We start from the raw sequence: 26,841 nt of genomic DNA, 5'->3' as shown, positions 1-26,841 counted from the left end.
ACCACCCATTTACCTATCTGCGACATTCACATACTTACGGCGACCAGCCCCCAAAGACAGGGGCTTGCGCGTCGGGATCAGATTGGGCCATGTCGCCCATGGATAAGGTTCGACGTGACGCCGGGCCCACACTCGCTCCCAACAAAGACGCGTTCTTTACGCCTTGCACAGCACCAACCGTAGCCACTATTCGCCGGCCACACAGAATGGCCATGAGGACACACACGATGGACGTCACCGCAACCTTAAGCTTGGGCGATCCGCTGGAACCCGCACGCAAGGCCACCGCGCAAATGCTGCAAGAGCGCGAGCGCACTTTTTCGCTGCCGCAGCCGTTTTACTCTGATGAGCGGCTGTTCGATATCGATATGCAGGAGATCTTCCAGAAAGAGTGGTTGATCGCCGGCATGACCTGCGAAATCCCCACCAAGGGCAACTACCTCACCCTGCAAGTGGGCAAGAACCCGATCATCGTGATCCGGGGGGCCGACGGCGTGGTGCATGCGTTCCACAACGTCTGCCGCCACCGTGGCTCACGCTTGTGCACCAGCGACAAGGGCAAGGTCGCCAAATTGGTCTGCCACTACCACCAGTGGACCTACGAGCTGGACGGCCGCCTGCTGTTCGCCGGCACCGAGATGGGCGCCGATTTCGACATGAAGCAGTACGGTTTGAAGCCGGTGAACGTGAAGACTGCTGGTGGCTACATCTTTATCAGCCTAGCCGAAAACCCACCGGCCATCGATGACTTCCTGTCGACGCTCAGCCATTACATGGAACCCTACGACATGGAGAACACCAAGGTGGCGATCCAGACCACCTTGTTCGAAAAAGCCAACTGGAAGCTGGTGCTGGAAAACAACCGCGAGTGCTACCACTGCAACGCGTCACACCCCGAACTGCTGAAAACCCTGCTGGAGTGGGACGACGTTACCGACCCGCGCGCCGACCAGGCATTCAAGGACCACGTGGCCGCTTCCGCTGCCGCTTGGGATGCCGAAAAAATCCCTTACGCCCACGCCAGCTTCGGCCTGCGTAACCGCATTGTGCGCATGCCGCTGCTCAAGGGCACTGTGTCGATGACCCTGGATGGCAAACAAGGCTGCGCCAAGCTCATGGGCCGCATCAAGAACCCGGATCTGGGCTCGATGCGCATCCTGCACCTGCCCCACTCCTGGAACCACTGCATGGGCGACCACATCATTGTGTTCACCGTGTGGCCGATCAGCGCCCAGGAAACCATGGTCACCACCAAGTGGATCGTGCACAAGGACGCCGTGGAAGGCGTGGACTACGACGTGGAGCGCATGCGCCAGGTGTGGGACGCCACCAACGACCAGGACCGCCGCCTGGCCGAAGAGAACCAGCGCGGGATCAACTCCACCGCCTACCAGCCAGGCCCTTACTCCAAGACCTATGAGTTTGGCGTGGTTAATTTTGTGGATTGGTACAGCGAGCGCATGTTGAGCAACCTGGGCGCTGCTCCGGCGCCGTACCTCAAAGGTGTGGCAGCACACGAATAAAAATGTGGGAGCGGGCTTGCTCGCGAATACGGTGTATCAGCTTGCACATGTAGTGGCTGACACACCGTATTCGCGAGCAAGCCCGCTCCCACACTGACCTCAGAGTGATCAAAATTTGATCACCCTTCTCGCAGAGCGCTAGCGCCCTGCCCTCCAGCCTTTCCCCAACAACTTATCCACAGAGCCACCCACAGCAATTGTGGGCAAGTGCGCCGCGCACGCAAATTAAATCAAGAAAATCCGTGACTTATTCAAACTTGCGGGTTTTATCTTGAGCAGCTCATTTATTGATCAATCCTCCAAGAGCCTTGATTAGCGTGGCTTGTAGCGGTAAGCGAACACCTTATCCACAGATGCACCAACAGACTTTGGGGGCAACTTTGTTCGGGTTGTGGAAAAGCCCTTGAAACCCTCATGAATCGGGGATATCCAGCCGTTTAAACGGCGAATATGTGAGATTTGATCAATTATTGACCAACCCCTCGAAAGCCACGTTTTATAAGGCTTGTAGCGGATAGCGAACATCTTATCCACAAAAGCGCCAACAGACTTTGGGGGCAAGTCGAGGCCTCAAGACGGTGAAAACCCGAGCAAAAACCGCAAGTTAGGTTGGTTGTTTTTCGTACAGAGGGCTGCAGAGCTTGATATGCCGGGCTTGTGGACACCCGCGAACAGGTTATCCACAGGCGGATCAACAGGCATTGTGGGTAAGCCCAAGATAAAGCAGGAAAATGTGGAAGCGGCTTGCCCGCGATTGCAATACGTCAACGGATGCATGGGTTGCTGACCTACCGCTATCGCAGGCAAGCCAGCTCCCACAAGGTTTGGTGGTGGTCAGGGTTCAGCGTACGACGCCCTCTTCTACCAGAAGCTTGAGAATCGCTTGCGCGCCCTCTTCAGCGCTCACGCCCTTGAGCACCTGCCCACCGCCGCCACTGGCCTTGGCCGTTGCGGCCTTCATACGGTCGGCACCACTCTTGGCCTTGATCACCTTGAGGCGCTTTGGCCGTGGCTTGGCCGGTTGCAGCAGTGCGCCTGTGAATAACTCATCCTGTTCAATCTCGACGTCATGGGCCGCCAGCTCACCCCGTTGCGCCGGGCCGTAGGCGCTCTGGCGTGGTTTGGGCGCGGCGTTATCCACAGTGGCAAGAAACGGCAGGCGCACCTTCAAGCGCCGCCGCTGGCCGCGAGGCAACGCCTGCAGCACCAGGGCTACGCCGGCGTCGATGGACTCCACCTGCGCCAGCCCCACAATCAGCGGCCAGCCCAGTTGTTCGGCCAACAGGAACGGCAGCATCCCCGAACCTTCGCCGGTTTCTGCCTGGCTTCCGGTCAGTACCACTTGGGCGCCCGCGTCGCGCAGATACTCGCTGAGCACCGGCAACGCATCGGCGCCCGCCGGCTGTTCGAGTACCTGCAGTTGCGGCAGGCCCATGCCCAGGTAGCTGCGCAGGGTCGGTTCGCTGACATCACCCGCGTGCAGTACCTGCAACTTATCCCCAGCCAGTTGCAGCCCCAGCTCGACCGCGCGCGCGTCCTGCTCGGCGCGGCGTGGGCGCCCGGAGGTGGGGTGAGCGCCGATGGACACCAGGCTGAATACAGTGTTCGTCATGGTCATATCCTCAGGCTGCATCGCGCTTGGCGCCGTTGCGGTAGGTTTCGACCGCTGCGATCAAAGCGTTGAGTATCGAGGCGCTTTCGCCAATCACCGACAGGTCGGCACGCTTGATCATGTCGCAACCCGGGTCGAGGTTGATTGCCACCACCTTGTCGCAGGCACCAATGCCTTGCAGGTGCTGGATCGCCCCGGAAATCCCGACGGCTACGTACACCCGCGCAGTGACCCAGGTACCGCTGGCGCCGACCTGGCGATCACGCGCCATGAAGCCATCATCCACCGCCACCCGCGAGGCGCCTTCGGTGGCGCCCAGAGCCGCAGCGGTCTGGTGGAACAGCGCCCAGTCCTTCACACCGTTGCCACCGGAGAAAATGAACTCGGCCTCGGCCATCGGAATCGCTGCCGGGTCGACCGCCACCGCGCCGAGGTCTTCGATACGCGGCAAACTGCGCGCCAGGCCTGTGGATAACTCCACGGGCAAGACTTCGTGGCGGGTCTCGCTGACCGGATCGGCACATTCGGCGGCGGCGAGGATCAGACGGGGCAACGGTCGCGCCAGGTCTTCCTGGCCGGCACCAGCCCGGCCGATGCATTCATCACCCTTGATCTGCCACACCCGCGTTGCCGGGCGTTCCTTGAGGCTGGCGGCAAAACGTCGCCCCAGTTCGCCACCACCGCTGCGGCTGTCTGGCAGCAGCCAGTGGCGCGGGCTGAATTGGTTATCCACAGCACGCAAACCCTGCACGCGTTGCTCCGGTGCATAACCTTCGAATTCATGCCCCTCCAGCACCAGCAGTCGGTCGACGCCGGCGGTGGCAAAGGCGCTTTCCTTGTGTTCACCGAACACCACCGCCAACACCGCGCCGTCACTGCCGGCCAGTTGGCGCGCCAGGCCAAGCAGGTCGCGGTCGTGGCTGCTCAGGCGGCCGCCGACCATGTCTGGCACCACGTTGATGTAGAACGCCGGGACCGGCACCTGATGCAGCGGCAATTGCACTTCCACCGCCGCGGTACGCTTGGCTGCGCCGCCCTGCTGGGCACCGCTGCGGTCGATGCGCTTGATGCCGTTGGGGCCGATAAAACCGACACCATGCACGTTTTTGCGAATGACGCCGTTGGGGCCCATCCAACTGTGTTGCACCGGCTGCATGGCCGCGTGCAACGGGTGCAGGCGGTTACGGGCGATCCATTCGGCCCGTGGGTCGCGGCGGATAATGTCGCTCATCAGTGCACCTCCGCAGGTTCACGCTTGAGGGGGGCTTTGGCTGGCGCGGCGTCTTCAAGCAACGCGTCGGCGACCAGCTCGGCGATGTCTTTGATCAACGGGCGTGGTTCGACCACGCCTTCCAGCATCGCGGTGCATTGCGGGCAACCCACGGCCACCAGTTCGGCACCGGTTTCGCGGATGTCGTCCATGCGCATATCGGGAATGCGTTGCTTACCGGGAATGTCGGTGATCGGCGCGCCGCCGCCGCCACCGCAGCAGCGTGAACGGAAGCCCGAGCGTTGCATTTCCTTGACCTCGATACCCAACGCCCGCAGCACTTGGCGCGGCGCCTCGTACTCACCGTTGTAGCGGCCCAGGTAGCACGGGTCGTGGTAGGTCACGCTGTTGCCTTTGTGCTGGCCCAGGTTCAGCGCGCCCTCGCCAATCAGCTCGGCCATGAAGGTGCTGTGGTGCTGCACCCGGTAGTTGCCGTTGAAGGCACCGTATTCGTTTTTCAGCACATGGAAACTGTGCGGGTCGCAGGTGACGATGCGCTTGAAACTGTACTTGGCCAGGGTCTGGATATTGCGCGTGGCCAGCAGCTGGAATGTCGCTTCATCGCCGAGGCGGCGCGCCACGTCACCGCTGTCGCGTTCTTCCAGGCCAAGCACGGCGAAGTCGACCTTGGCGGCCTTGAGCACTTTTACGAAGGCGCGCAGGGTACGTTGGTTACGCATGTCGAAGGCGCCATCGCCGACCCAGAACAGCACATCGCAACTGCCATTGTCGCTGAGCAGCGGCAGGTTCAGGTCTGCCGCCCAGTTCAGGCGACCACCGGGGGCAAAGCCGCCAGGGTTGTCAGTAGCGATCAGGTTTTCCAGGACTTCGGCGCCCTTGTTCGGCGTAGCGCCTTTTTCCAGGGTGAGATGGCGGCGCATGTCGACGATGGCGTCCACGTGCTCGATCATCATCGGGCACTCTTCCACGCAGGCGCGGCAGGTGGTGCACGACCACAGGGTCTCGGCGTCCACCAGGCCGTTGACGATCGGCTGGTGCGGGTTGCCGCCGTGTTCGCCCACCGGTTTGCCGGGGTACGGGCTGCCGGCGAACTTGGCATCGGTGCCACCGGCCAGGCCGACCACCATGTCCTGGATGAGTTTTTTCGGGTTCAATGGCTGGCCGGCGGCAAACGCCGGGCACGCCGCTTCGCACTTGCCGCACTGCACGCAGGCGTCAAAGCCAAGCAGTTGGTTCCAGGTGAAGTCCTTGGGCTTTTCCACGCCCAGCGGTGCGGTTTTATCGCTCAGATCCAACGGTTTCAACCCGGTGGAGCGGCCACCGCCAAAGCGTTCGGCGCGGCGGTGCCAGGCCAGGTGCAGGGCACCTGCGAAGGCGTGTTTCATCGGCCCGCCCCAGGTCATGCCGAAGAACATTTCGGACACGCCCCACAACACGCCCACGCTCAGCAATGCCGCGAGCAACCAGCCGCCGAAGTCAGCGGGCAGAATCCCGGCCACCGGCAAGGTCACCAGGAAGAAGCTCACCGAGAAGGCCATCAGGCTTTTCGGCAGGCGCATCCACGGGCCTTTGGACAAGCGCGCAGGCGGATTGCGGCGGCGCAGGTACATGAAGATCGCGCCGACAAACATCAATGTCGACGCCAGCAGCAGTGCATAGCCAAGAATGCGGCTCTGCAGGCCGAAGCCGTGCACCACAATCGCCAGCAGCGCCGACAGCACAAAGCCCAGCGCCGTCGCAACGTGGGTGTTGGCGATGTATTTGTCACGGGCGACCACGTGGTGCAGGTCGACCATGTAACGCTTGGGCATGGCCAAAAGGCCGGCCAGCAGGTCGACTTTGGATGCGCGGCCACGGCGCCACATGTTCACCCGGCGCAGTGCGCCGAGGAAGGCGAGGCCCAGGGCGGCGAAGAGCAGGATGGGAAGAAGGGTATTCAGCATGGTGAAGCTCCCGAAGACCACACAGGTCTACTGTGAAACTGGCCCTGAATGTGGGAGCGGGCTTGCTCGCGAAGACGGCGTGTCAGTCGATGCATCCAGTGCCTGATACACCGCCTTCGCGAGCAAGCCCGCTCCCACATTTGACCGAGTTCACCTCGTCAGAAATCCTTGCACAAGCGCAGGGCGTCATAGATGGCGGCGTGGGTATTGCGCTGGGCCACACAGTCACCAATGCGGAACAGCAAGTACCCCTCGCCCGCTTCGCTCAAGCAGGGCTGCGGCTTGATCGCAAACAAGGCTTCAACGTCGATCTGGCCCTTGTTGCGCGAACCTTCCTTGAGCCCGTAGTAAATGGCCTCGTCCGGACGCACGCCGTTCTCCACCACCACCTGGTCGACCACCCGCTCCTCTTTGGCGCCGGTGTATTCGTTCTCCAGCACGGCCACCAGCTTGTCGCCCTCGCGGTAGACCTTTTCCAGCATCATGTCGCCGGTCATGATCACTTCCTTGGGGTACATGCTGCGGTAGTACGTGGGGAACGACGTACCGCCGATCGCCACGCCCGGCTTGATGTCGTCGGTGACGATTTCCACCTGGCTGCCTTTGTCGGCCAAGAAGTCGGCCACCGACATGCCGGTGAATTCACAGATGGTGTCGTACACCAGCACGTTCTTGCCCGGCGCCACCTTGCCGTCGAGCACGTCCCAACTGCTCACCACCAAGCCTTCGGCGGCGCCCCAGTGTTCGTTCTGCTCGATGAACGGATGACCGCCCACCGCCAGCACCACCACGTCCGGACGCACGTCCAGGATGGTCTCGGCATCGGCTGCAACACCCAGGCGCAGGTCGACTTTCAAGCGCGCCAGTTCCAGTTGATACCAACGGGTGATACCGGCGATCTGGTCACGCTGCGGCGCTTTCGACGCGGTGGTGATTTGCCCGCCGATAAACTCTTTTTTCTCGAACAGCGTCACGTCGTGGCCACGTTCGGCCGCCACGCGTGCAGCTTCCATCCCGGCCGGGCCGGCGCCCACCACAACCACCTTGCGCTTGGGCCCGGTGGACTTCTCGATGATGTGCGGTACGCCCATGTATTCACGGGAGGTCGCGGCGTTCTGGATGCACAGCACATCCAGGCCCTGGTACTGGCGGTCGATGCAGTAGTTGGCGCCCACGCACTGCTTGATCTGGTCGATCTGGCCCATCTTGATCTTGGCGATCAGGTGCGGGTCGGCAATGTGCGCACGGGTCATGCCGACCATGTCCACATAGCCGCCTTCCAGAATGCGCGTGGCCTGGTTCGGGTCCTTGATGTTCTGCGCGTGCAGCACCGGCACCTTGACCACTTCCTTGATGCCGGCCGCCAGGTGCAGGAACGGCTCCGGCGGGTAGCTCATGTTCGGGATGACGTTGGCCAGGGTGTTGTGGGTGTCGCAACCCGAGCCCACCACACCGATGAAATCGAGCATGCCAGTGTCGTCGTAGTACTTGGCGATCTGCTTCATGTCCTCGTGGGACAAGCCGTCCGGGTGGAACTCGTCGCCGCACAGGCGCATGCCCACGCAGAAGTCGTCACCCACCTCTGCACGCACGGCCTTCAACACTTCCAGGCCGAACTTCATGCGGCCCTCGAAAGTGCCGCCCCATTCGTCGGTACGCTTGTTGACCCGCGGGCTCCAGAACTGGTCGATCATGTGCTGGTGCACGGCCGACAATTCCACCCCGTCCAGGCCACCGGCCTTGGCCCGGCGCGCAGCCTGGGCGTAGTTGCCAATCACGCGCCAGATCTCTTCCGGCTCGATGGTCTTGCAGGTGGCACGGTGCACCGGCTCACGCACGCCGGACGGCGACATCAGGGTCGGCCAGTTGAAGCCGTCCCACCGCGAGCGCCGGCCCATGTGGGTAATCTGGATCATGATCTTGGCGCCATGCTTGTGCATGGCATCGGCCAGGTTCTGGAAGTGCGGGATGATGCGGTCGGTGGACAGGTTCACCGACGCCCACCATTCCTGCGGGCTGTCGATGGCCACCACCGAGGAGCCGCCGCAGATCGCCAGGCCAATACCGCCCTTGGCTTTCTCTTCGTAGTACTTCACATAGCGGTCGGTGGTCATGCCGCCGTCGGTGGCATACACCTCGGCATGCGCAGTGCTGAGCACGCGGTTGCGGATGGTCAGTTTGCCGATCTGGATCGGCTGGAACATTGCTTCGAAAGCCATGGCACGGTCCTCGGCTTACAACGGTTTGACGGTGAACAAACCATCATCGTGGCCCTCTTCGGAGCCTCCGTAGACTTGTTCGGCGACAGTGCGGATCTTGCTGCCACGCGCTTGCAGGATCTGGTCCATGGCGCCGGCAAACCAGCCGGTGAACATGTAGTCCACCTTGCGACCGACCTTGCCGTACACATAGACGAACGCCGAGTGTTCCAGCTTGACGCTGGCGGTGCCTTTGTCCAGGTCGATGTCCTGGATCTTGAACAGGCCCCAACCGCGTTGCGACAGGCGCTTCATGTAGTGTTCGAACACCGCAACGCCTTCCAGGCCGTGGCATTCAGCTTCTTTTTCACACCAGTGCCAAGCGGACTTGTAGCCAGCCTTGTAGAGGATCTCGGCGTAGGCGTCAGCGCCCAGCACTTCTTCGATGCCCATATGGTTGTTGACGAAGAAATGGCGTGGCACGTACAGCATCGGCAGGGCGTCGGAGGTCCAGACACCGGTTTCGCTGTCGACTTCGATAGGCAATTGCGGGGCGATCTTGGCCATGGAAACTTAACTCCAGAAAATTCGTTTTGATGCCCGCCGCGCGGATGGCGGCGGGTGAAGGATTAAGCGAGCAGTGGCTTATTCGCCCCAGACGTCCTTGAGTACGTTGACCCAGTTCTCGCCCATGATCTTGCGCACCACGCGCTCGCTGTGGCCGCGCTTGAGCAGCGTCTCGGTGAGGTTGGGGAACTCGCCCACGGTGCGGATGCCCAGCGGGTTGATGATCTTGCCGAAGCTGGTCAGGCGGCGGGCGTAACCCTTGTCATGGGTGAGCATTTCGAAGAAATCCTGGCCGTGGCCCTGGGTGAAGTCGGTGCCGATGCCGATCGCGTCTTCGCCGACGATGTTCATGGTGTATTCGATGGCTTCGGCGTAGTCGTCGATGGTCGAGTCGATGCCCTTGGCAAGGAACGGCGCAAACATGGTCACGCCGACAAAACCGCCATGGTCGGCGATGAACTTGAGCTCTTCATCGGACTTGTTGCGCGGGTGCTCTTTAAGCCCGGACGGCAGGCAGTGGGAGTAGCACACCGGCTTTTTCGATTCGAGGATGACCTCTTCGCTGGTCTTGGAGCCGACGTGGGACAGGTCGCACATGATGCCGACGCGGTTCATCTCGCCGACGATCTCACGCCCGAAACCCGAGAGGCCGCCATCGCGCTCATAGCAACCGGTGCCCACCAGGTTCTGGGTGTTGTAGCACATCTGCACCACGCCCACGCCGAGCTGCTTGAAGATCTCGACATAGCCGAGCTGGTCCTCAAAGGCATGGGCATTCTGGAAGCCGAAGATAATGCCAGTCTTGCCCAGCTCCTTGGCGCGGCGGATGTCGGCGGTGGTTTTCACCGGGATCACCAGGTCGCTGTTTTCGCGGATCAGGGTCTGGCTGGCAACGATGTTGTTGATCGTGGCCTGGAAGCCTTCCCACACCGACACCGTGCAATTGGCGGCGGTGAGGCCACCTTTGCGCATGTCTTCGAACAGGTCGCGGTTCCACTTGGCAATAATCAGACCGTCGATAACGATGCTGTCGGCGTGCAACTCGGCTGGGCTCATCAGGCGTCCCCTTATTGGCGATTCATGCGCCGAATCGTCTGCCGGCGCTTTGGGGCCAGCATATGCCCAGGCACCGACGGAGCCGGGTGCAAAAACGACAGGGGAATTGCCGAAAGCGTCAATCCGCGACAAAGGCTGCGAAGACAGGCCCCACGGTCGGCTGTTCTTTGTCTTACGCTTGAGCCAGAATTCCTCATCACCTGATATGAGACGGCGCAATGAAATCGATTTTCCTGGCTTTGGCACTCATCGCAACCACCGCCCACGCGGCCGAAGACCCCGACAGCACGCCGTGCGACGGTATCGAGAACGACCAGCAAACCCTGGAATGCGCCACCTACAACAAAACCACCGCCGAGCAATTGCTCAAGGATAACTATCAGGGGTTGCTGGAGCGCATGGGTTCGACCTACGGCAGCGACAAGACCAAACTGGCGGACATTACCGCCCGTCTGAAGGATGCCCAGCAAAAATGGGAAAAACTGCGCGACGCCGATTGTGCAGTGGACACCTTCCCGGCGGTAACCGGCACCAAGGCCTATGCCATTGCGCACAACGACTGCCTGGCGCGGATGAGTGATGAGCGGTCGGAGTTTTTGGAGTCGATTGGCCAGGAATAAGCGACAATCGCGCCACCTTCTCTTTTGATCAAGGCTACTCATGACTCTCTGCGGCATCGAAATCAAAGGCAGCGAAGCCATCATCGCCGTCGCCTCCCTGGACAACCAGGCGCTGACCCACGTCGCCTTGGCCACCAAGAAAATCGCCCTTGAAGACGACGACGAAGCAGCCAATGTCAAAGCCTTCGCCGCCCAGGCAAAAGCATTCGTCCAGGCCAACGGCATCACGCGCATTGCCATTAAGAAGCGCAGCAAAAAAGGCGAGTTCGCCGGTGGCCCGACGACGTTCAAGATTGAAGGGGTGTTTCAATTGCTGGAAGGGGTGGAGGTGACGCTGCTGTCGCCGCAGACCATCAATGCACAGAACAAGAAGCACACCTTTGATCTGCCCGCGACGCTCAACAAGTATCAGCACGAGGCCTATAAAACAGCCTGCTCAGGCCTGATGAAGAAATAACTGCGCGTCAGCTTTTGACGCAGTGCTCCAGGCCGTGCCCGCCGCCTTCGTATTCTGGGCCGTAGTAATACTTGACGAAGGACACCTTGCCTTCTGGGGTAGGTGTTACTTGGGCGACACCCACACCAAAGTCTTTCAAGGCAGGGTCGGTGTGGGCGAAGTAGATACCCAGGGTATCGGCAGTCCCGGCGGCCATGCCTTCATAGCGGGACTTGTCTTCCAGGGTCAGAGTGAAGGTGTAGGCCGCATATTTGCCAGTGCTTTGCTTGGCGTCGAGTTTCATGTCGACAACGCCTTTGAAGTTGCCGATATGTTTGTCCTGGCCAGTGCACTCATAACGCCCGCTGTAATCGGCGCCCGTGAAAGGCGCTGGCGCCTGGGCGGCCCACACTGGGGTGGACGCGAGTGCGATCAGAGTGATTAGTTTTTTCAGCATGCCAACCTCTTATGGTTACGTAAGGAACCCTTTGAACGTTAGCAGTCCGTTTCCAGTAATCGCCCGCAACCTTGAAAAACAAGAATATTCCCACACCACCACATGCGTTTCCTGACACCACACTACTTACCAATGTGGGAGCTGGCTTGCCTGCGATGGCGGCGGGTCAGCACTGCATAGGCCAACTGATACATCGCAATCGCAGGCAAGCCAGCTCCCACATTGAATCTGCACCAACGCTTAAACCACCTCCCGTCGCCGGTCCTCCCTAGGGCATTTGGCGAACCTGGCTCGATAACTTCGCGTGAAATACGACGGTGACTCAAACCCGCACGCAATACTCACTTCCAGCACGCTCATGTCGCTCTGGCGCAGCAGTTTGCGAGCTTTTTCCAGGCGCAGGCCAAGGTAGAAGTTACTGGGGGTGTCGTTGAGGTGCAGGCGAAACAGCCGCTCCAGTTGGCGTCGGGTGACCTTGATTGTTTCGGCCAGGGCCAAGGTGCTCAGGGGCGGTTCGGTGTGCTGTTCCATTTCGCCGATCACGTGCACCAGCTTCTTGTTATTGATGCCGTAGCGCGTGGCGATCTGCATGCGCTGGTGGTCTTTGCGTGGGCGGATGCGGCTTAGTACGAATTGCTCGGAAACCTGGATAGCCAGCTCCGGGCCGTGGGCCTGGGCGATGAGGTCGAGCATCAGGTCGATGGAGGCCGTGCCGCCGGCGCAGGTGATGCGGCGCCGGTCGATTTCGAACAGTTCCTGGGTCACGCTCAGGTGCGGATAGGCTTCCTTGAAGGCGTCGATGGCTTCCCAGTGCAAGGTCAAGCGGTGGCCGTCGAGCAGGCCCGCCTCGGCCAGCACGCAGGCGCCGGTGTCGATGGCGCCGAGGGTCACACCCTCATGGTCGAGGCGGCGCAGCCAATGCTCCAGGGCGGGCGTGGCGAACTGCAGGGGTTCGAAGCCGGCCACCACCAGTAAAGTCGCGCCTTTTTTCAGCGGCTCAAGCGCGGCGTCGGCGTTGACCGACATACCGTTGCTCGCCAGCACCGCGCCGCCATCGGCACTCAAGATGTGCCAGCGGTACAGCTCGCCGCGAAAGCGGTTGGCCACCCGCAACGGTTCCAGTGCGGAGATAAAACCGAGGGCCGAGAAACCCGGCATCAGCAAGAAATAGACATCCTGGGACATGGTGGCGCTCTCGTCGGACGGGCAGCGTGGTCACTGTGATACGCCAGTTCAACCGGCCATTCAAGAGCACAGGTCGCTGCAGTGCAAGAGCGAGTCGCCGCTGTGCGCTTTGCGGGGCGCCAAGCTGCGTAACGTGATCCCACGGCGCACCAAGACGCCGGCACCCACAATAACGACCTGCCGAGGGCTCCACCCATGAACCGACTGATCAGCCGCTGCGTACTTGCACTCAGCGCCAGCGCTATTTTGAGCACCCCTGTCATGGCAGCGGATGCCCCTGCTTGCCAGAACGTGCGCATGGGCGTGGTGAACTGGACCGACGTCATCGCCACCAGCGCCATGGCCCAGGTGCTGCTCGATGGCCTCGGCTACAAGACCAAACAAACCAGCGCCTCTCAGCAAATCATCTTTGCCGGCATCCGCGATCAGCGCCTGGACCTGTTTCTCGGTTACTGGAACCCGCTGATGACCCAGACCATCACGCCGTTCGTCGACGCCAAGCAAGTCAAGGTCCTCGACAAAGCCAGCCTGGAAGACGCCCGCGCCACCCTCGCAGTGCCGACTTACCTGGCCGACAAGGGCCTGAAAACCTTTGCTGACATCGCCAGGTTCGAGAAAGAACTGGGCGGCAAGATCTACGGCATCGAGCCGGGCTCGGGCGCCAATACCCAGATCAAGGCGATGATCGCCAAGAACCAGTTCGGCCTGGGCAAGTTCCAGTTGGTGGAGTCCAGCGAAGCCGGCATGTTGGCGGCCGTGGACCGTGCCGTGCGCCGCAAGGAAGCCGTGGTGTTCTTTGGTTGGGCGCCGCACCCGATGAACGTCAATGTGGCGATGACTTACCTCTCCGGCAGCGAAGACGCCCTGGGCCCGAACGAAGGCATGGCCACCGTGTGGACCGTGACCGCGCCGGCCTACGCCGAACAGTGCCCCAACGTGCATAAGCTACTGACCAACCTGACATTCACCGCCGCCGACGAGAGCCGGATGATGCAGCCGCTGCTGGATCACAAGGACGCCTTGGAATCCGCACGGCAGTGGCTCAAGGATCACCCTCAAGACCGGCAGCGCTGGCTCGATGGCGTCACCACTTTCGACGGCAAACCCGCCGCGACCAACCTGCAACTGACCAGCAAATAACGTTTTGCGAACCACCGTTTCGCGGCCACTTGCGACCGCGAACGGCACCACCACGCCTGTAAGGAACCGCCTCATGAACCACGACGTCATCATCACCTGCGCACTCACCGGTGCTGGCGACACGACCGCCCGAAGCCCACACGTGCCGGTCACGCCCAAACAAATCGCCGCCGCCGCGGTAGAGGCCGCCAAAGCCGGCGCCACCGTGGTGCATTGCCATGTACGCGACCCGCAAACCGGCAAATTCAGCCGCGATGTAGCCCTGTACCGTGAAGTGATGGAGCGCATCCGCGAGGCCGACATCGACATCATCGTCAACCTCACCGCCGGCATGGGCGGCGACCTGGAGATCGGTGGCGGCGAGAATCCCATGGAGTTCGGGCCTAATACCGACCTGGTCGGCCCGCTGACCCGCCTGGCCCACGTCGAAGAACTGCTGCCGGAAATCTGCACCTTGGACTGCGGCACGCTGAACTTCGGCGATGGCGACACCATTTACGTGTCCACCCCGGCGCAACTGCGTGCTGGCGCCAAACGTATCCAGGAACTGGGCGTAAAGGCCGAGCTGGAGATTTTCGACACCGGCCACCTGTGGTTTGCCAAGCAGATGATCAAGGAAGGGCTGCTTGATAACCCGCTGTTCCAACTGTGCCTGGGCATTCCCTGGGGCGCACCGGCCGACACCACCACCATGAAAGCCATGGTCGACAACCTTCCCGCCGACGCGGTGTGGGCGGGCTTCGGCATTGGTCGCATGCAAATGCCGATGGCCGCGCAGGCGGTGCTGCTGGGCGGCAACGTACGGGTGGGCCTTGAGGACAACCTGTGGCTGGACAAGGGCGTGCTCGCCACCAATGGCCAGTTGGTGGAACGCGCCAGTGAAATTCTCAGCCGGTTAGGCGCACGGGTCCTGACCCCGGCCGAAGGCCGCATCAAGATGGGCCTGACCCAACGCGGCTAACACAGACACCACACAACCCTGTGGGAGCGGGCTTGCTCGCGAATGCGGTGTGCCAGTTGGTGCATTCGGTACTGACCCACCGCATTCGCGAGCAAGCCCGCTCCCACAGGGGAATACCGAACTTTTTAGGAATATGCCATGCGCTTTATCACCGACATCAAAACCTTCGCCGCGTTGGGCAGCGGCGTCATCGGCAGCGGCTGGGTGTCCCGTGCCCTTGCCCATGGCCTGGATGTAGTCGCCTGGGACCCCGCGCCCGGTGCCGAGGCAGCCCTGCGCAAACGCGTCGCCAACGCCTGGACTGCCCTTGAACAACAGGGCCTGGCGCCCGGTGCCTCCCAAGACCGCCTGCGCTTTGTCACCACCATCGAAGAATGCGTGAAAGACGCGGACTTCATCCAGGAAAGCGCCCCGGAACGCCTGGAGCTGAAGCTGCAATTGCACAGCCAGATCAGCGCCTCGGCCAAGCCGAATGCCTTGATAGGCTCCAGCACCTCCGGGCTGTTGCCCAGCGAATTCTATGAGGGCTCCACCCACCCGGAACGCTGCGTGGTCGGCCACCCCTTCAACCCGGTCTACCTGTTGCCACTGGTAGAGGTGGTGGGCGGCAAAAACACCGCGCCAGAGGCGATCCAGGCAGCGATCAAGGTGTATGAATCCTTCGGCATGCGCCCGCTGCATGTACGCAAGGAAGTGCCGGGGTTTATTGCCGACCGCCTGCTGGAAGCGCTGTGGCGTGAGGCGCTGCACCTGGTCAATGACGGCGTGGCGACGACTGGTGAAATCGACGATGCCATTCGCTTTGGCGCCGGCTTGCGCTGGTCATTCATGGGTACCTTCCTCACTTACACCCTGGCGGGCGGCGATGCGGGCATGCGCCACTTCATGGCGCAGTTCGGCCCGGCGTTGCAGTTGCCGTGGACTTATCTACCAGCGCCTGAACTGACTGAAAAACTGATTGATGATGTGGTCGACGGTACCGCCGATCAGCTAGGTAACCACAGCATTTCGGCGCTGGAGCGCTATCGTGATGACTGCCTGCTGGCGGTGCTGGAAGCCGTAAAAACAACCAAGGCCAAGCACGGCATGAACTTCGCCGAATAACCCTGTAGGAGCGAGCTTGCTCGCGAAGATCGCCAACGATAACGCGGGGCATCAGGTACCCCACGGCGATCTTGAGTTTTTCGCGAGCAAGCTCGCTCCTACACATTGGAATTCATACCATGCCCGCACTGACCACCTACACCACCAAAGTCCAGCCGGACTGGGTCGACTACAACGGCCATCTGCGTGATGCGTTCTACCTGCTGATCTTCAGCTACGCCACCGATGCGCTGATGGACACCCTGGGGCTGGACAGCGAAAACCGCGAAGCCAGCGGCCACTCGCTGTTCACCCTGGAGTTGCACCTGAACTACCTGCACGAGGTAAAGCTCGGCGCCGAGGTTGAGGTGCATACCCAACTGATCGCCCACGACGCCAAGCGCCTGCATCTCTATCACAGCCTGCACCTTGTGGGCGAAGGGCGCGAGTTGGCCGGTAACGAGCAGATGCTGCTGCATGTCGACCTGGCCGGGCCGCAGTCGGCGCCGTTTGCCGGCGCCACCCTGGAAAAACTCACTGCCCTGAGCCAGGAACACGCCGACCTACCCCGGCCTGCCCTGCTCGGCCGGGTGATTGGGCTGCCCGCGCAAAAAAAAGCCCCGATCCAGCCGTGACGGGATCGGGGCAGAGTGCTTTGTGTGAGCCGTGCATTCGAGGGTGACCAAACCGTCAAGCTGCGTGCCTGGGGTCAGTGTGCCTGTTACGGGTCAGATCAAGTGACCCGAAAACGACCTGTTCATAGCCATACGAGCCATCGCTGGATTCTGCCCTTGCCGCCAGTCCTGGGGCCTACCAGAATCCAAGTCAATTCCCGCTCCCTACACCAGGATGACCGTCATGATGCACGCGGATTTGATTGACCAGGATGACCTGCTGGGCCAACTGCGCTCGCTGGGTTTTGAAGTGTCCAGCGGCGCTACCGCCGAGCAGGCTTGCGAATGTGCGGTGCGCGGGTTGAGCGAAGCCCGGGCCAAGGCGCTCAAGGGCATGGTTGAAAAGATGTACAGCGGCAGTGCGACGATTTTGCCGGCGGTGAGGCAGGCGATCGACAAGCAATTGTTGCCTGCGCTGATGCAGTTCAAACAAAGCTCTGGCGCCTGAAATACATCCTCTGTAGGAGCGAGCTTGCTCGCGAAAATCGCCAACGATAACGCGGGGCATCAGATACCCCACGGCGATCTTGAGTTTTTCGCGAGCAAGCTCGCTCCTACCATAAGGCAGCCCGGTGTCAGAGCCTTACGCTGGCAAACGTCGACTCGTTGCGCGCCTGGCTCAACGCCGACATCGGCCCCGACAACGGTGACAACACCAGTGCCGGCGGAATCGGCATCATCGCCACTTGCTGGGTGGTGTTGGAGCCTACGCGCTCATCCCGAGGCGGAATGCCGAAGTACTCGCGGTAGCACTTGGAAAAGTGCGGCGTAGACACAAACCCGCACACCGAGGCGACTTCGATGATCGACATTGGCGTCTGCTTGAGCAGTTGCCGTGCACGAATCAGGCGCAGCTTGAGGTAGTAGCGCGACGGCGAGCAGTGCAGGTATTTCTGAAACAGCCGCTCCAACTGCCGGCGCGACACGGCGACATACACCGCCAGTTCGTCCAAGTCGATCGGCTCTTCGAGGTTGGCTTCCATCAGCGCGACGATTTCCTGCAGTTTCGGCTGGTTGGTGCCGAGCATATGCTTGAGCGGCACACGCTGGTGATCCTGTTCGTTGCGGATGCGTTCGTACACGAACATCTCGGAGATGGCGGCGGACAATTCACGGCCGTGGTCGCGGCTGATCAGGTGCAGCATCATGTCCAGGGGCGCGGTGCCGCCGGAGCTGGTGAAGCGGTTGCGGTCGAGGGTGAACAGGCGCGTGCTCATGGCCACCCGCGGGAAGGCTTCCTGCATCGACGCCAGGCACTCCCAGTGCACGCTGCAATCAAAGCCGTCGAGCAAGCCGGCGCAGGCCAGGGCCCAGCTGCCGGTGCACACCGCGCCGAGGCGACGAGACTGGCGTGCCTGGCTTTGCAGCCACGACACATGCTCACGGGTGACGGTGCGCTGGATACCCACGCCGCCGCACACGATGACCGTGTCCAGGACGGGGGCTTTGTGCATGGAGGCATCGGGGGTGATTTGCAGGCCATCGCTGGCCCACACCTGGTTGCCGTCGACACTCAGCGTTGTCCAGCGATACAGCTCGCGGCCGGACAGCTGGTTGGCCATGCGCAGTGGCTCCACGGCTGACGCCAGGGAAATCAGCGTGAAATTGTCCAGCAGCAAAAAGCCGATGGATTGAGGCGCACGGTTCTGGGGTTGGGCCCCGGAGTTGGTCGACGTCATCGCAGTATCTCCTCACATCACACAAAGCAGGTGGTGGCCTCAGGCGAGGCTCTTGTTATTGCGCTCGTCCTGAAAAGGAGAGGCTTTGCAATTGATAGAGCAAATGCCATGCCTAAAATTGAATGGCTATTCAAGAACTCCTGAAAACGACCTGTTGATGCGTCTATACAAGCCCGCGCGTGAAGTGCGGGATATGACGCCTAACGGGCGGGGTTCAAGGGGTGTGAGCAGATCGGTAGCACTTGTGGGAAGGCGCTTTGCGGGCGTAGGAGAAGTCTGTCACCCAAAGCACATCAGGCGTGTGATCGTGTAGGAATCGTTCGGAAGCTACTTATCTATTTGCGACGCGCTAAAAGGTGGCGATTTTGGCTTAGGGTGTTCACTTTGTGAGCAGCGCTGGCTGAGCTACCGCATTCGCGAGCAAGCCCGCTCCCACATTTGACCGAGTACATCCTGACGAAATGCGGTCGAGTGTGGGAGCGGGCTTGCTCGCGAATGCAGGCAACTCGGTCTCAGCACTCGACCGCACTCACCGCCAACCCACCCCGCGATGTCTCTTTGTACTTGTCATGCATATCGGCCCCGGTATCACGCATGGTGCGGATCACCCGGTCCAACGAGATGAAGTGCTGGCCATCGCCACGCAACGCCATTTGCGCCGCGTTGATCGCCTTCACCGCCGCGATCGCATTGCGCTCGATACACGGCACTTGCACCAAACCGCCCACCGGGTCGCAGGTCAGGCCAAGGTTATGTTCCAAACCGATTTCGGCGGCGTTGCACAGTTGCTCCGGCGTGGCGCCGAGGATCTCCGCCAATCCGGCCGCAGCCATGGCGCACGCAGAACCGACCTCACCCTGGCAACCGACTTCGGCCCCCGAGATCGAGGCGTTCTTTTTACACAGGATGCCCACCGCCGCCGCGCCGAGCAGGTAGTCCACCACGTTGGCTTCGGTGACTTCTTCACTGAACTTCATAAAGTAGTGCAACACCGCCGGGATGATCCCCGCCGCGCCATTGGTAGGCGCCGTGACCATGCGCCCACCGGCGGCGTTTTCTTCGTTGACCGCCAGGGCGAACAGGTTGACCCATTCCATGGCGCTCAAGGTCGAGCCAATCACATTGGGCTTGTTCAGCTCCTGCAAGCTGCGGTGCAACTTGGCGGCGCGACGGCGCACGTTCAAGCCGCCAGGCAGGATGCCTTCGTGCTTGAGGCCCTGCTCCACGCAATCTTGCATGGCGCGCCAGAGCTTCATCAGGCCGCTGCGGATTTCTTCTTCGCTGCGCCAGGTTTTTTCATTCGCCAGCATCAGTTCGGCAACACGCAGGTTGTGGGTCTTGCACAGCTGCAACAGCTCCACGGCACTGGAAAAGTCATAGGGCAGCTCGGTACGGTCCATGTCCGCCACACCGCTTTGGGCCTGGGCTTCATCCACGACGAAACCGCCGCCCACCGAGTAATAGGTGTCGCGGTGCAACTCGCCGTTTTCGCCAAACACCACCAGGGTCATGGCGTTGGGATGAAACGGCAGGTTCTCATCGAGCAGGCGCATGTCCCGGGCCCACACAAACGGCACCGGCAACCGCCCGTCAAGCAGCAACGTGTCGGTTTCGCGCAAAGTGTGAATGCGGGCGCCGATTTGCGTGGGGTCGATTGCGTCCGGCCATTCGCCCATCAGGCCCATGATGGTGGCGGTGTCGCTGCCATGACCGATGCCGGTGGCCGACAACGAGCCGTACAGTTGCACTTCGACACGCTGCACCTGTTCCAGCCACCCACGCTCACGCAACCCTTGAACGAATAACGCCGCGGCGCGCATGGGCCCCACGGTGTGCGAACTCGAAGGCCCGATGCCGATCTTGAACAGGTCGAAAACGCTGATAGCCATTAACGTGAAACTCCTCGATAAGCACGGGCCGGGCTTGAACGAGGTGCTACGCTCAGATCGCCCAGATGGCGGCATCATCAAGCTTTTATTCGTCATCACGGCGTCTCACACCGACGCACTCATGCTCACCAGCGGCGCTCGCGTGCGAACGCCAGTTTTGGCCGTTTTTTGCGGTGCAGAAGGGTAAAAACAGCAGTTTTACCTTCGGAAAAACCTGTAAGCGACGTCATCGGTACTGGATGCGACCCTCCCTGTACTGGATACGACGCCCCCTGTAGGCGTCAGATTTTCACTGGTACATGATCAGTCTCGACTCGTTTGCAAGGCACCGCGCCAGAGCTGTTGTCTCACGCTCCAACCGCAACACTTATAAAGCGCGGCGAATGCCGCCAGAAAAGACACAGGAGTCTACCCACATGAAAGGTTCACCCTCGTTGTTGTTGGCCGCCATGCTGAGTCTGCCAGTCGTGGCACACGCCGCAGAACCGGAACAGTGCAAGACCGTCAACTTCTCCGATGTCGGCTGGACCGACATCACCGTCACCACCGCGACCACCAGCGAGATCCTCAAGGGCCTGGGCTACAAGCCGCGCACCACGATGATTTCGGTACCGGTGACTTACAAGTCCCTGGCCGACGGCAAGAACATGGACATTTTCCTCGGCAACTGGATGCCGACCATGGAAAACGACATCAAGCAGTACCGTGATGCCGGCACCGTGGAAACCGTGCGCGCCAACCTGGAGAACGCCAAGTACACCTTGGCAGTCCCACAAGCGCTGTACGACAAGGGCCTGAAGGACTTCGCCGACATCGCCAAATTCAAGGATGAGCTGAACGGCAAGATCTATGGCATCGAGCCGGGCAACGATGGCAACCGCACCATCCAGACGCTGATCGACAAAGATGCCTTCGGCCTGAAAACCGCCGGCTTCAAGGTGGTTGAATCCAGCGAAGCCGGCATGCTCTCCCAGGTTGAGCGCGCCTCCAAGCGCGACCAGGCCATCGTGTTCCTCGGCTGGGAACCGCACCCGATGAACACTCGCTTCAAGATGAAGTACCTGACCGGTGGTGACGACTCGTTCGGCCCCAACTACGGCCAGGCCACCATCTACACCAACACCCGCAAAGGCTACACCCAGGAGTGCAGCAACGTTGGTCAGTTGCTGAAGAACCTGGTGTTCACCCTCGACATGGAAAGCACCCTGATGGGGAACGTCCTGGACGACAAGATGAAGGCCGATGCTGCCGCCAAGGCCTGGCTGCAGAAGAACCCGCAAGTGCTCGACACCTGGCTCGCCGGTGTCACCACCGTTGATGGCAAACCAGGGCTCGATGCCGTTAAAGCTTACCTCGCCAAATAGCACCCGCTGACCCCAGGCCGGTGCGCTGGCCTGGGATGTTTTCCCCTTCGCATGTGGACATTCACTACCATGCTGACTGAACAGAAAATCCCACTAGGCCAGTACATCGCTGCCTTCGTCGACTGGTTGACCCAACACGGGGCCAACTACTTCGACGCAATCGCATCGACCCTGGAAACGATGATCCACGGCGTGACGTTTGCGCTGACCTGGTTCAATCCACTGGCATTGATCGGTCTGATTGCGCTGCTGGCTCATTTTATTCAACGTAAATGGGGACTGACTGTTTTTGTCATCGCCTCCTTCCTGCTGATCCTCAACCTGGGGTACTGGCAGGAAACCATGGAAACCCTCGCGCAGGTGCTGTTCGCCACCCTGGTCTGCGTGGTCATCGGTGTGCCGCTGGGTATTGTTGCCGCGCATAAGCCGATGTTCTACACCATGATGCGGCCGGTACTCGATCTGATGCAGACCGTGCCGACCTTCGTCTACCTCATCCCTACCCTGACCCTCTTCGGGCTGGGTGTGGTGCCTGGGCTGATTTCCACGGTGGTGTTCGCGATTGCCGCGCCGATCCGCCTGACCTACCTGGGTATCCGTGATGTCCCGCAAGAGCTGATGGACGCCGGCAAAGCCTTTGGCTGCTCGCGCCGCCAGTTGCTCTCGCGCATTGAACTGCCCCACGCCATGCCGAGCATCGCCGCCGGCATTACCCAGTGCATCATGCTGTCGCTGTCGATGGTGGTGATCGCGGCCCTGGTGGGCGCTGATGGCCTCGGCAAGCCGGTGGTCAACGCACTCAACACCGCAGACATTGCCTTGGGCTTTGAAGCGGGCCTGGCCATTGTATTGCTCGCCATCATGCTCGACCGTATCTGCAAACAACCCGACGCTAAAGTAGGGGGTGATGCATGAGCATTATCCGATTCGACAATGTCGACGTGATCTTTTCCAAAGACCCACGCGAAGCGCTCAAGCTGCTGGATCAGGGCATGAGCCGTAACGAAATCCTGAAGAAGACCGGGCAGATTGTCGGCGTTGAAAAGGCCAGCCTGGACATCGAGAAAGGCGAGATCTGTGTGCTGATGGGCCTCTCGGGCTCAGGCAAGTCCAGCTTGCTGCGCTGCATCAACGGCCTCAATACCGTCAGCCGTGGCCAGCTGTTTGTGGAGCATGAAGGTCGCCAGATCGACATCGCCTCCTGCACCCCCGCCGAGCTGAAAATGATGCGCACCAAACGCATCGCCATGGTGTTCCAGAAGTTCGCCCTGATGCCCTGGCTGACGGTGCGCGAGAACATCAGCTTCGGCCTGGAGATGCAGGGCCGCCCAGAGAAAGAACGACGTACGCTGGTGGACGAAAAGCTCGAACTGGTGGGCCTGAGCCAATGGCGCAACAAGAAGCCCGACGAGTTGTCCGGCGGCATGCAGCAGCGCGTCGGCCTGGCCCGCGCCCTGGCGATGGACGCCGATATCCTGCTGATGGACGAACCCTTCTCGGCCCTCGACCCGTTGATCCGTCAAGGCTTGCAAGATGAACTGCTGGAGCTGCAACGCAAGTTGAGCAAGACCATCGTGTTCGTCAGCCACGACCTGGACGAAGCACTCAAACTCGGTAGCCGTATCGCGATCATGAAAGACGGCAAGATCATCCAGTACAGCGTGCCGGAAGAGATTGTGCTGAACCCGGCGGATGACTATGTGCGCACCTTCGTCGCCCATACCAACCCGCTGAACGTGCTGTGCGGGCGCAGCCTGATGCGCACCCTGGATAACTGCACGCGTGTGAATGGTTCAGTGTGCCTTGATCCGGGTGGCGACTCCTGGCTGGACCTGGCCGAAGGCAACACCATCCAGGGCGCACGCCAGAATGGCGTGACGATGAACCTGCAAAACTGGGCGCCAGGGCAGGCCGTGGAAGGCTTGGGCCGCGTACCGACGCTGGTGGACTCGAACATCGGCATGCGCGATGCGTTGCAGATTCGCTACCAGACAGGCAACAAGCTGGTGCTGCACGACAACAACAAGGTGGTGGGGATTTTGGGAGACAGTGAGCTCTACCATGCCCTGCTGGGCAAGAACCTGGGCTAAGCCGCACCGCAGAGCAAATGTGGGAGCGGGCTTGCTCGCGAATGCGGTGTGTCAGTGAGTACATCTATTACTGATCCACCGCATTCGCGAGCAAGCCCGCTCCCACATTTTGATCTGCTTTCACATTAGCTAAGCGGCGCCAGTTAAGGCGCCGCCCGCTCAACTATCAGCTATAGACCCGGCCAAGGAGCTGCCGATGGCTTTCAAACTGATCGAGCACATCCCGGGTGATCTGCTCCTGGGTGAAGCCCATCAGGTCATACTCCTGAGGCCCGTTGTGCAGGTACACCTCGGCACGGTAGTAACGAGTGCGCTCTTCTTCAGGCAGGTCAGCGGGTGCTGCCGAGTAGCCATCCAGGCTCACTTCGTAGACAAACGGGTTGCCTTCGTCCATCTCGATTCGCACGCCGATGCAGCGCTTGGATTTGCCCAGCAAGGTCTGCACTTCCAGGCCCTGATCACGCAACGCACTCGCGGCTTCTTCCAACGCCGGCGTTACGTGCTTGTCCATAAAGCGCTGCACGGTGGCCTGGCTCGGTTGCAGGTCCAGGGCAGTCAAACGCTCGCTGAAACCACGACGCCCGCGTTCAGCCAATTGCGCCTGCTCCTGTTCGATGGCCACGTCTTGGCGCATGGCCTTGTGCAAACCGAACATAAAGAACACCAGCACCACCGAGAACGGCAGCCCCGCCAACACCACCATGGTTTGCATGGCTTCGAAGTTACCGGCAAACAGCAGGCCGATGGTCACCAGGGTGATCACCGCCGACCAGAAGATACGCAACCAGTGCGGCGCATCTTCATCCACATTACCGCCTTTGCAGGAAAGGTTGGCCATCATCACCGCGCCGGAATCCGCAGGCGTCAGGAACAGCACGAAGCCCACGAAGATCGACACGCCGATCACCACTTTCGACGCCGGGTAATGCTCAAGCAGTTGGTAGATGGCCATGGACGGTTGTTCCAGCGCCGTCTTGCCCAACTCCACCGCCCCATGGTTCAACACCAAATCCAGGGCCGAGTTGCCGAAGATCGACAGCCACGCCAGGGTAAAGCCCAGCGGGATCAGCAATACGCCAGCCACCAGTTCACGCACGGTACGCCCACGGGAAATACGCGCGATGAACATGCCTACAAATGGCGCCCAGGAAATCCACCAGGCCCAGTAGAACAGGGTCCACAGGCCCATCCAGCGTTCGGTCTTGGCACCGTCGCCTTCGTACACATACAGGTCGAAGGTTTTGAGCACGATACCGTTGAGGTAATCACCAGTGTTCTGCACCAGGCCATTGAGCAGGTGCAAGGTAGGGCCGAACAGCAGCACAAAGATCAGCAAACCGCTGAACAGCACAATGTTGAGGTTGGAGAGGCGGCGAATGCCGTTTTCCACACCCGACACGGCAGCGATGGTCGCCACGGTGCTCATCACGATGATCACGATCAGCAAATTGGTATTGCTGTGCTCCATGCCGAACAGGTTTTCCAGCCCCGACGACACTTGCATCGAGCCGATCCCCAGGTTGGTCACCAGGCCCAGCAGGGTCACGAACATGCCGAAACCGTCTACCGCATGGCCGGCGGCGCCCTTCACCCAACGCTCGCCCACCAGCGGGTACAGCGCCGAACGCAAGGCCAGCGGCTGGTTGTGACGATAAGCAAAGTACGCCACGGCCAGGCCCACCAGCGCATAGATCGCCCAGCCGTGCAGGCCCCAGTGCAGGAAGGTCAGTTGCAGCGCCTGGCGTGCCGCGCCATTGCTGGCGGCAGCGCCTTCGGGCGGGTTGAAGTAGTGGTCCAACGGCTCGGACGCACCGAAATACAACAGCGAGATGCCGATACCCGACGAGAACAACATGCCGGCCCAGGCGCCGTAGCTGAAGTCTGGGGTATCGTCCTTCGCACCCAGCTTAAGTTTCCCATAGGACGAAAACGCCAGGCCGACCACAAACACCAGGTAGGCGGCGATGACCACCATGTAGTACCAGCCAAAGCTTTTCGACAGCCAGGCCTGTGCTACGCCGAGCAGGCGCCCGGCCTCCTGCGGGGCGACGATCAGAATGGCGGTCAACAATAAAATCAGCGCGGTGGAGGTGTAGAACACCCAACCGTTGACCCGGACCTTTTCCGGTGGGGTCTTTATAAGAGAGGCAGAACTCATGGCGCAGATGCTCCAGGCAGTGCGAAAGAGAAACACAAGGCAACGGTTATCCCGGGACATCGATTTTTCGGCAGTCGACGGACGGGTGTTATAAAGACACCCCGAAAATTCTTGAGCCCGCCAAGGCGGTGATCAGGCTCTGAAGTGGCCTGTTTCAAGGGTTTTTGCAGGTGTCGAAGGTTGCAGCTCGCAGGTAGGAAACATCTGTAGGCAGCGACCATTTGTCGCAGATCTTATTCTTTGTTGATTGAACGTTCAATCAAAACAAAATAGACTGGCCCTCAAGCCGACGGACGTGGATCGCCCATCGGCAGGCCTAAGGAGAGGTGCTACATGCCCAAGGTCGGTATGCAACCCATACGCCGCCAGCAGTTGATCGAAGCCACATTGACGGCCATCGATCGGGTCGGGATGGGAGATGCCAGCATTGCGTTGATCGCCCGTCTGGCCGGCGTCTCGAACGGCATCATCAGCCACTACTTTCAGGACAAGAACGGCCTGATCGCAGCGACGATGCGCTACCTGATGAATGCGCTGATCGAGAACGTGCAAGAACGCAGGCGTGCCTTGAAGGATGACAGCCCACGGGCGCACCTTCAGGTGATCATCGAAGGCAACTTCGACGCCAGCCAGGTCAACGGCCCGGCAATGAAAACCTGGCTGGCCTTCTGGGCCACCAGCATGCACCACCCGTCATTGCACAGGTTGCAGCGGATCAACGATCAACGTCTGTATTCCAACCTGTGCTGCCAGTTCCGCCGAGTGCTGCCGCTGCCGCACGCACGCAAAGCAGCCCGAGGCCTGGCGGCTCTGATCGACGGTTTGTGGTTGCGCGGCGCCCTGTCGGGAGACGCTTTCGACACGGCGCAGGCGCAACGGATCGCTTACGAATACATGGATTTCCAATTGGCCAAGCAGGTGAGTTAGAGCACACATAACCGCTCAACCCCTGAACGTCCGCCGCTCAGTGTTGCC

Annotated in this window: 23 protein-coding genes; 12 read left to right on the top strand and 11 right to left on the bottom strand. The window is 60.7% G+C overall.

All coding sequences use genetic code 11. The annotated features are described in order from the left end of the window. Window positions 1-227 precede the first annotated feature (227 nt). On the top strand, window positions 228-1,523 hold the full coding sequence (gbcA, locus tag TX24_RS10345) for a glycine-betaine demethylase subunit GbcA (RefSeq protein ID WP_032894948.1): 1,296 nt from the start codon (window positions 228-230) through the stop codon (window positions 1,521-1,523). 841 nt (window positions 1,524-2,364) lie between these two features. Here gbcA and etfB read toward each other — a convergent pair. The 6 genes from etfB to TX24_RS10315 form a co-directional block, all read right to left on the bottom strand. Next, window positions 2,365-3,141, bottom strand: a complete 777-nt coding sequence (etfB, locus tag TX24_RS10340) for an electron transfer flavoprotein subunit beta (RefSeq protein ID WP_164545343.1) — start codon at window positions 3,139-3,141, stop codon at window positions 2,365-2,367. 4 nt (window positions 3,142-3,145) lie between these two features. After that, window positions 3,146-4,366 (bottom strand): electron transfer flavoprotein subunit alpha, encoded by a 1,221-nt coding sequence (gene etfA, locus TX24_RS10335; protein ID WP_057710279.1) that lies wholly within the window; start codon window positions 4,364-4,366, stop codon window positions 3,146-3,148. After that, on the bottom strand, window positions 4,366-6,309 hold the full coding sequence (gene dgcB, locus TX24_RS10330; RefSeq protein ID WP_057710278.1) for a dimethylglycine demethylation protein DgcB: 1,944 nt from the start codon (window positions 6,307-6,309) through the stop codon (window positions 4,366-4,368). The genes etfA and dgcB overlap by 1 nt, the downstream gene beginning before the upstream one ends. Before the next feature lie 158 nt (window positions 6,310-6,467). Next, window positions 6,468-8,528 carry a dimethylglycine demethylation protein DgcA gene (gene dgcA / locus TX24_RS10325; RefSeq protein ID WP_032894946.1) on the bottom strand — a complete coding sequence of 687 codons (2,061 nt, stop codon included), beginning with the start codon at window positions 8,526-8,528 and terminating at the stop codon, window positions 6,468-6,470. A 15-nt stretch (window positions 8,529-8,543) separates the two neighbouring features. Next, window positions 8,544-9,074, bottom strand: a complete 531-nt coding sequence (locus TX24_RS10320; protein ID WP_008033249.1) for a DUF5943 domain-containing protein — start codon at window positions 9,072-9,074, stop codon at window positions 8,544-8,546. A gap of 78 nt (window positions 9,075-9,152) precedes the next feature. Further along, complete coding sequence (locus tag TX24_RS10315; protein ID WP_003176573.1) at window positions 9,153-10,130, bottom strand: dipeptidase; 978 nt, start codon at window positions 10,128-10,130, stop codon at window positions 9,153-9,155. 218 nt (window positions 10,131-10,348) lie between these two features. On the opposite strand from TX24_RS10315, the gene TX24_RS10310 reads away from it, so the two are divergent. Then, window positions 10,349-10,750: a lysozyme inhibitor LprI family protein gene (locus tag TX24_RS10310; RefSeq protein ID WP_044271826.1), complete on the top strand. Its 402-nt coding sequence runs from the start codon at window positions 10,349-10,351 to the stop codon at window positions 10,748-10,750. Between the two features lie 40 nt (window positions 10,751-10,790). Beyond that, window positions 10,791-11,207: a DUF3010 family protein gene (locus TX24_RS10305; protein ID WP_057710277.1), complete on the top strand. Its 417-nt coding sequence runs from the start codon at window positions 10,791-10,793 to the stop codon at window positions 11,205-11,207. A gap of 7 nt (window positions 11,208-11,214) precedes the next feature. On the opposite strand, the gene TX24_RS10300 is transcribed toward TX24_RS10305, so the two are convergent. Continuing rightward, the gene (locus tag TX24_RS10300) at window positions 11,215-11,643 is read right to left on the bottom strand and encodes a hypothetical protein (protein ID WP_047711954.1); all 429 of its coding nucleotides are present in this window, start codon (window positions 11,641-11,643) and stop codon (window positions 11,215-11,217) included. A 240-nt stretch (window positions 11,644-11,883) separates the two neighbouring features. Then, entirely contained in the window at window positions 11,884-12,828 is a 945-nt protein-coding gene (locus tag TX24_RS10295) for a GlxA family transcriptional regulator (RefSeq protein WP_032894941.1), read from the bottom strand. A 195-nt stretch (window positions 12,829-13,023) separates the two neighbouring features. Here TX24_RS10295 and TX24_RS10290 point away from each other — a divergent pair, with 195 nt between their 5' ends. The 5 genes from TX24_RS10290 (at window position 13,024) to TX24_RS10270 (ending at window position 17,134) form a co-directional block, all read left to right on the top strand. Continuing rightward, window positions 13,024-13,968, top strand: a complete 945-nt coding sequence (locus TX24_RS10290; RefSeq protein WP_047711955.1) for a choline ABC transporter substrate-binding protein — start codon at window positions 13,024-13,026, stop codon at window positions 13,966-13,968. Between the two features lie 73 nt (window positions 13,969-14,041). Continuing rightward, window positions 14,042-14,929: a 3-dehydrocarnitine:acetyl-CoA trimethylamine transferase CdhC gene (cdhC, locus tag TX24_RS10285; RefSeq protein WP_044271833.1), complete on the top strand. Its 888-nt coding sequence runs from the start codon at window positions 14,042-14,044 to the stop codon at window positions 14,927-14,929. Between the two features lie 138 nt (window positions 14,930-15,067). Further along, complete coding sequence (locus TX24_RS10280) at window positions 15,068-16,033, top strand: L-carnitine dehydrogenase (RefSeq protein ID WP_057710276.1); 966 nt, start codon at window positions 15,068-15,070, stop codon at window positions 16,031-16,033. A 119-nt stretch (window positions 16,034-16,152) separates the two neighbouring features. Then, window positions 16,153-16,647, top strand: coding sequence for a thioesterase family protein (locus TX24_RS10275; protein ID WP_057710275.1), 495 nt, complete (start codon window positions 16,153-16,155; stop codon window positions 16,645-16,647). A gap of 223 nt (window positions 16,648-16,870) precedes the next feature. Beyond that, entirely contained in the window at window positions 16,871-17,134 is a 264-nt protein-coding gene (locus TX24_RS10270) for a hypothetical protein (RefSeq protein ID WP_032894934.1), read from the top strand. Between the two features lie 127 nt (window positions 17,135-17,261). Here TX24_RS10270 and gbdR read toward each other — a convergent pair whose 3' ends face one another. Beyond that, complete coding sequence (gene gbdR, locus TX24_RS10265; RefSeq protein ID WP_003194907.1) at window positions 17,262-18,365, bottom strand: choline metabolism transcriptional regulator GbdR; 1,104 nt, start codon at window positions 18,363-18,365, stop codon at window positions 17,262-17,264. A 512-nt stretch (window positions 18,366-18,877) separates the two neighbouring features. Beyond that, window positions 18,878-20,254 (bottom strand): L-serine ammonia-lyase, encoded by a 1,377-nt coding sequence (locus TX24_RS10260; RefSeq protein WP_014720257.1) that lies wholly within the window; start codon window positions 20,252-20,254, stop codon window positions 18,878-18,880. Between the two features lie 416 nt (window positions 20,255-20,670). Between TX24_RS10260 and TX24_RS10255 the strand changes: the two genes are divergently transcribed. From TX24_RS10255 to choV, 3 genes are all read left to right on the top strand, one after another. Next, window positions 20,671-21,618 (top strand): choline ABC transporter substrate-binding protein, encoded by a 948-nt coding sequence (locus TX24_RS10255; RefSeq protein WP_032894932.1) that lies wholly within the window; start codon window positions 20,671-20,673, stop codon window positions 21,616-21,618. A gap of 69 nt (window positions 21,619-21,687) precedes the next feature. Then, the gene (choW, locus tag TX24_RS10250; protein ID WP_003194913.1) at window positions 21,688-22,533 is read left to right on the top strand and encodes a choline ABC transporter permease subunit; all 846 of its coding nucleotides are present in this window, start codon (window positions 21,688-21,690) and stop codon (window positions 22,531-22,533) included. Beyond that, window positions 22,530-23,708 (top strand): choline ABC transporter ATP-binding protein, encoded by a 1,179-nt coding sequence (gene choV / locus TX24_RS10245; protein WP_032894931.1) that lies wholly within the window; start codon window positions 22,530-22,532, stop codon window positions 23,706-23,708. The genes choW and choV overlap by 4 nt, the downstream gene beginning before the upstream one ends. A gap of 166 nt (window positions 23,709-23,874) precedes the next feature. On the opposite strand, the gene TX24_RS10240 is transcribed toward choV, so the two are convergent. Further along, a complete protein-coding gene (locus tag TX24_RS10240; RefSeq protein WP_235369397.1) occupies window positions 23,875-25,809 on the bottom strand; it encodes a BCCT family transporter in 1,935 nt (644 codons plus the stop codon). A gap of 390 nt (window positions 25,810-26,199) precedes the next feature. Here TX24_RS10240 and betI point away from each other — a divergent pair, with 390 nt between their 5' ends. Beyond that, window positions 26,200-26,793 carry a transcriptional regulator BetI gene (gene betI / locus TX24_RS10235; protein WP_044271839.1) on the top strand — a complete coding sequence of 198 codons (594 nt, stop codon included), beginning with the start codon at window positions 26,200-26,202 and terminating at the stop codon, window positions 26,791-26,793. The last annotated feature ends 48 nt before the right edge of the window (window positions 26,794-26,841 follow it).

Origin of the sequence: Pseudomonas lactis, from assembly GCF_001439845.1 — a bacterium.
GTDB classification, from domain to species: Bacteria; Pseudomonadota; Gammaproteobacteria; order Pseudomonadales; family Pseudomonadaceae; genus Aquipseudomonas; species Aquipseudomonas lactis.
The sequence above is the reverse complement of the archived record's forward strand: the minus strand, read 5'-3'. Positions and strand labels throughout refer to the sequence as shown.

What these genes read in the sequence shown, in the direction of transcription:
- TX24_RS10295 (WP_032894941.1), bottom strand. Translation starts at nt 12,828, where the DNA reads ATGTCCCAGGATGTCTATTTCTTGCTGATGCCGGGTTTCTCGGCCCTC.
- TX24_RS10300 (WP_047711954.1), bottom strand. Translation starts at nt 11,643, where the DNA reads ATGCTGAAAAAACTAATCACTCTGATCGCACTCGCGTCCACCCCAGTG.
- TX24_RS10315 (WP_003176573.1), bottom strand. Translation starts at nt 10,130, where the DNA reads ATGAGCCCAGCCGAGTTGCACGCCGACAGCATCGTTATCGACGGTCTG.
- TX24_RS10320 (WP_008033249.1), bottom strand. Translation starts at nt 9,074, where the DNA reads ATGGCCAAGATCGCCCCGCAATTGCCTATCGAAGTCGACAGCGAAACC.
- etfA (WP_057710279.1), bottom strand. Translation starts at nt 4,366, where the DNA reads ATGAGCGACATTATCCGCCGCGACCCACGGGCCGAATGGATCGCCCGT.
- TX24_RS10280 (WP_057710276.1), top strand. Translation starts at nt 15,068, where the DNA reads ATGCGCTTTATCACCGACATCAAAACCTTCGCCGCGTTGGGCAGCGGC.
- TX24_RS10310 (WP_044271826.1), top strand. Translation starts at nt 10,349, where the DNA reads ATGAAATCGATTTTCCTGGCTTTGGCACTCATCGCAACCACCGCCCAC.
- TX24_RS10290 (WP_047711955.1), top strand. Translation starts at nt 13,024, where the DNA reads ATGAACCGACTGATCAGCCGCTGCGTACTTGCACTCAGCGCCAGCGCT.
- cdhC (WP_044271833.1), top strand. Translation starts at nt 14,042, where the DNA reads ATGAACCACGACGTCATCATCACCTGCGCACTCACCGGTGCTGGCGAC.
- gbcA (WP_032894948.1), top strand. Translation starts at nt 228, where the DNA reads ATGGACGTCACCGCAACCTTAAGCTTGGGCGATCCGCTGGAACCCGCA.
- dgcB (WP_057710278.1), bottom strand. Translation starts at nt 6,309, where the DNA reads ATGCTGAATACCCTTCTTCCCATCCTGCTCTTCGCCGCCCTGGGCCTC.
- betI (WP_044271839.1), top strand. Translation starts at nt 26,200, where the DNA reads ATGCCCAAGGTCGGTATGCAACCCATACGCCGCCAGCAGTTGATCGAA.
- TX24_RS10275 (WP_057710275.1), top strand. Translation starts at nt 16,153, where the DNA reads ATGCCCGCACTGACCACCTACACCACCAAAGTCCAGCCGGACTGGGTC.
- gbdR (WP_003194907.1), bottom strand. Translation starts at nt 18,365, where the DNA reads ATGACGTCGACCAACTCCGGGGCCCAACCCCAGAACCGTGCGCCTCAA.
- etfB (WP_164545343.1), bottom strand. Translation starts at nt 3,141, where the DNA reads ATGACCATGACGAACACTGTATTCAGCCTGGTGTCCATCGGCGCTCAC.
- TX24_RS10270 (WP_032894934.1), top strand. Translation starts at nt 16,871, where the DNA reads ATGATGCACGCGGATTTGATTGACCAGGATGACCTGCTGGGCCAACTG.
- TX24_RS10260 (WP_014720257.1), bottom strand. Translation starts at nt 20,254, where the DNA reads ATGGCTATCAGCGTTTTCGACCTGTTCAAGATCGGCATCGGGCCTTCG.
- choV (WP_032894931.1), top strand. Translation starts at nt 22,530, where the DNA reads ATGAGCATTATCCGATTCGACAATGTCGACGTGATCTTTTCCAAAGAC.
- choW (WP_003194913.1), top strand. Translation starts at nt 21,688, where the DNA reads ATGCTGACTGAACAGAAAATCCCACTAGGCCAGTACATCGCTGCCTTC.
- TX24_RS10305 (WP_057710277.1), top strand. Translation starts at nt 10,791, where the DNA reads ATGACTCTCTGCGGCATCGAAATCAAAGGCAGCGAAGCCATCATCGCC.
- TX24_RS10255 (WP_032894932.1), top strand. Translation starts at nt 20,671, where the DNA reads ATGAAAGGTTCACCCTCGTTGTTGTTGGCCGCCATGCTGAGTCTGCCA.
- dgcA (WP_032894946.1), bottom strand. Translation starts at nt 8,528, where the DNA reads ATGGCTTTCGAAGCAATGTTCCAGCCGATCCAGATCGGCAAACTGACC.